Raw genomic sequence first — 2,592 nt, 5'->3', positions numbered from 1 at the left:
GGCCCGCAGGACCCTCGGCCTCGCCGACGGCCCCCTCGGCTCCCGGGCCGTGGCCCTGCACCTCGGGCGGACCGGGGTGTCGACACTCAGGTGGGTCCTGGACGCGGTGGAGGGCTGAGACCGGACCGGCTGCGAGGGCGCGGCGGGCCGAAGGGGGCTACCCTGTGACGATCCGACCCGGCACGGGTCGGCCGTCCCGTCGGCGGGGACCCCTCCCGCCCACCACAGTGAGGTACCCATGGCCGGTGGTCTCGCCGCCCTGCTCGACGACATCGCCGTCCTCGCCCGGATGGCCGCGGCCAGTACCGACGACATCGCGGCCGCCTCCGGACGCGCGAGCGTCAAGGCCGCCGGAGTGGTGGTCGACGACACCGCCGTGACCCCGCAGTACGTCCGCGACGTGGAGCCGTCGCGCGAACTGCCCATCATCCGTCGGATCGCCACGGGTTCCCTGGGCAACAAGGCCATCATCATCGTCTTCGCGCTCCTGCTCAGCCAGTTCGTCCCGTGGATCCTCACCCCACTGCTGATGCTCGGTGGTGCGTACCTCTGCTACGAGGGCGCGGAGAAGGTGTGGGAACGCGTCACCGGCCACCACGAGGAGGCCACGCCAGTCGTCGAGAAGGGCCCCGACGCGGAGAAGCGGATGATCCGCGGGGCGGTGACCACCGACTTCATCCTCAGCGCCGAGATCATGATGATCGCGCTCAACGAGGTCGCCGAGGAGCCGTTCTGGACCCGCGCGGCGATCCTGGTGGTGGTGGGGCTGTTCATCACCGCGCTCGTCTACGGCGTGGTGGCGGTGATCGTCAAGATGGACGACATCGGACTCCACCTGGCCGGGAGGGACTCCCCGGGGGTGAAGAGGTTCGGCAGCGGTCTGGTCCGGGCGATGCCGACGGTCCTCGAGGTGATCTCGTTCGTCGGGATGCTCGCGATGCTGTGGGTCGGCGGACACATCCTCCTGGTGGGACTGGACGAGCTCGGGGCGACCGCCCCGTACCACCTGGTGCACCTGCTGGAGGAGCCGGCCGCGGCGGTGGCAGGCGTCGGGAGCGTGCTCGGGTGGCTGGTCAACACGGTGTGCTCGCTGCTGTTCGGCCTGGTCGTCGGCGCGGTGGTGGTGGCCGTGGCCCACGTCGTCCCCCGTCGACGGGACGAGTCGGGGCCCGCCCCCACCACAGCGGAGGCCGCCGGGACCGGTCACGCGAGGGACTGATGCTCCTCACCGTGGGGCACGGTCGGCTCGCGGGCGACGAGCTCGGGGGGTTGCTCACCGGCGCCGGGGTCGAACTCCTGGTGGACATCCGTCGATTCCCCGGGAGCCGCGCCAACTCGGCCGCCGCACAGGGGGCGGTGCCGGAGCTCGCCCGCGACCTCGGCATCGACTACCGCTGGGAGGAGCAACTCGGGGGCCGTCGCACGCTCACGGCGGAGCAACGGCGCGACTCACCCGACACCTGGTGGCGCGTCGAGGCGTTCCGCGCCTACAGCGCGTGGACCCGCTCCCCCGGGTTCCGCGCGGCCCTGGACCGGGTCGTCGGGGACGCCCGCGCCCGTCGGACCGCGGTCATGTGTTCGGAGTCCGTGTGGTGGCGCTGCCACCGCAGGATCGTGGCCGACGTGACGACGACCGTCCACGACCTCCCCGTGGGGCACCTCATGCACAGCGGGTCGATCACCGGGCACAGCCCGAGCGAAGGACTTCGGCTCGACGCCCACGGACAGCCGGTGTGGGACGCCGGCGTCGCCTAGGCTCGTGGCATGGAACCGGCACCCTCCCTCGCCCCCGTCGCCGCACTTCTCGGCACCTGGAGGGGTGAGGGCGCGGGGTCGTATCCCACCATCGAGGACTTCACGTACACCGACGAGGTGGTCTTCACTGATGTCGGCAAGCCGTTCCTGCACTACGTCCAACGGTCGTGGAGCGCGGACGGCTCCCCCATGCACACCGAGACGGGTTATCTGCGCATCCCGGGGGCCGGGACCGCCGAGTTGATCCTGGCGCAGCCCATGGGACAGACCGAACTCGCCGAGGGCACCGTCGTGGCCGAGGCGGACTCGCTCGTCCTGGAATTCCAGGCCCGGGTGGCCAACAGCGCCACCGCCAAGCAGGTGGACGCCACCAGGCGCCGGTACGAACTCACCGGGGACAGGTTGGTCACCACCTTCGCCATGGCCGCGGTCGGACAGCCGATGACCCATCACCTCCACTCCGATATGCGGCGGGTCTGAGCGTCGTGGCCGAGAAGAAGAACGACGGGCGATCCGCGAACATCAAGGACGAGAAGGTCTACGAGGCGCTGCGCGACGACGGCGCCAGCAAGGAGAAGGCCGCCCGGATCGCCAACGCCTCGGCCGGGCGATCGCGGTCCGAGGTCGGCCACAAGGGTGGCAAGGCCGGCTCGTACGAGGACTGGACCGTCGACGAGCTCCGCGACCGCGCCCGGGAGGTCGGCATCGAGGGACGCTCGTCCATGACCAAGGACGAGTTGATCGAGGCGTTGCGGGAGCACTGAGCCGGGCTCACCGGGCCGGGCTCAGCGGGCCGCGCGCTCACCCTCGTCGGCGTGTGGCCCGGTGCGTCAGCGC

The 2,592-nt window shown here is 71.4% G+C and carries 4 protein-coding genes; all 4 read left to right on the top strand.

Annotated elements, in window-relative coordinates; all coding sequences use genetic code 11:
- Positions 1 to 238: 238 nt before the first annotated feature.
- From G6028_RS10775 to G6028_RS10760, 4 genes are read left to right on the top strand one after another with little or no spacing between them, the layout of a single operon-like run.
- Positions 239 to 1,219, top strand: coding sequence for a DUF808 domain-containing protein (locus tag G6028_RS10775; RefSeq protein WP_179525617.1), 981 nt, complete (start codon positions 239 to 241; stop codon positions 1,217 to 1,219).
- Complete coding sequence (locus tag G6028_RS10770) at positions 1,219 to 1,755, top strand: DUF488 domain-containing protein (protein ID WP_179525618.1); 537 nt, start codon at positions 1,219 to 1,221, stop codon at positions 1,753 to 1,755. Before G6028_RS10775 ends, G6028_RS10770 begins: the two co-directional genes overlap by 1 nt.
- Positions 1,756 to 1,764: 9 nt before the next feature.
- Positions 1,765 to 2,235 carry a heme-binding beta-barrel domain-containing protein gene (locus G6028_RS10765; RefSeq protein WP_182609930.1) on the top strand — a complete coding sequence of 157 codons (471 nt, stop codon included), beginning with the start codon at positions 1,765 to 1,767 and terminating at the stop codon, positions 2,233 to 2,235.
- Between the two features lie 5 nt (positions 2,236 to 2,240).
- Entirely contained in the window at positions 2,241 to 2,519 is a 279-nt protein-coding gene (locus tag G6028_RS10760; RefSeq protein WP_182658831.1) for a DUF7218 family protein, read from the top strand.
- Positions 2,520 to 2,592 lie beyond the last annotated feature (73 nt).

Source organism: Dietzia cercidiphylli, assembly GCF_014145145.1.
Classification (GTDB): Bacteria; Actinomycetota; Actinomycetes; order Mycobacteriales; family Mycobacteriaceae; genus Dietzia; species Dietzia natronolimnaea.
Note: the sequence above shows the minus strand (reverse complement) of the source record. Positions and strands in the feature narration are given on the sequence as shown.

What these genes read in the sequence shown, in the direction of transcription:
- G6028_RS10775 (WP_179525617.1), top strand. Translation starts at nt 239, where the DNA reads ATGGCCGGTGGTCTCGCCGCCCTGCTCGACGACATCGCCGTCCTCGCC.
- G6028_RS10770 (WP_179525618.1), top strand. Translation starts at nt 1,219, where the DNA reads ATGCTCCTCACCGTGGGGCACGGTCGGCTCGCGGGCGACGAGCTCGGG.
- G6028_RS10765 (WP_182609930.1), top strand. Translation starts at nt 1,765, where the DNA reads ATGGAACCGGCACCCTCCCTCGCCCCCGTCGCCGCACTTCTCGGCACC.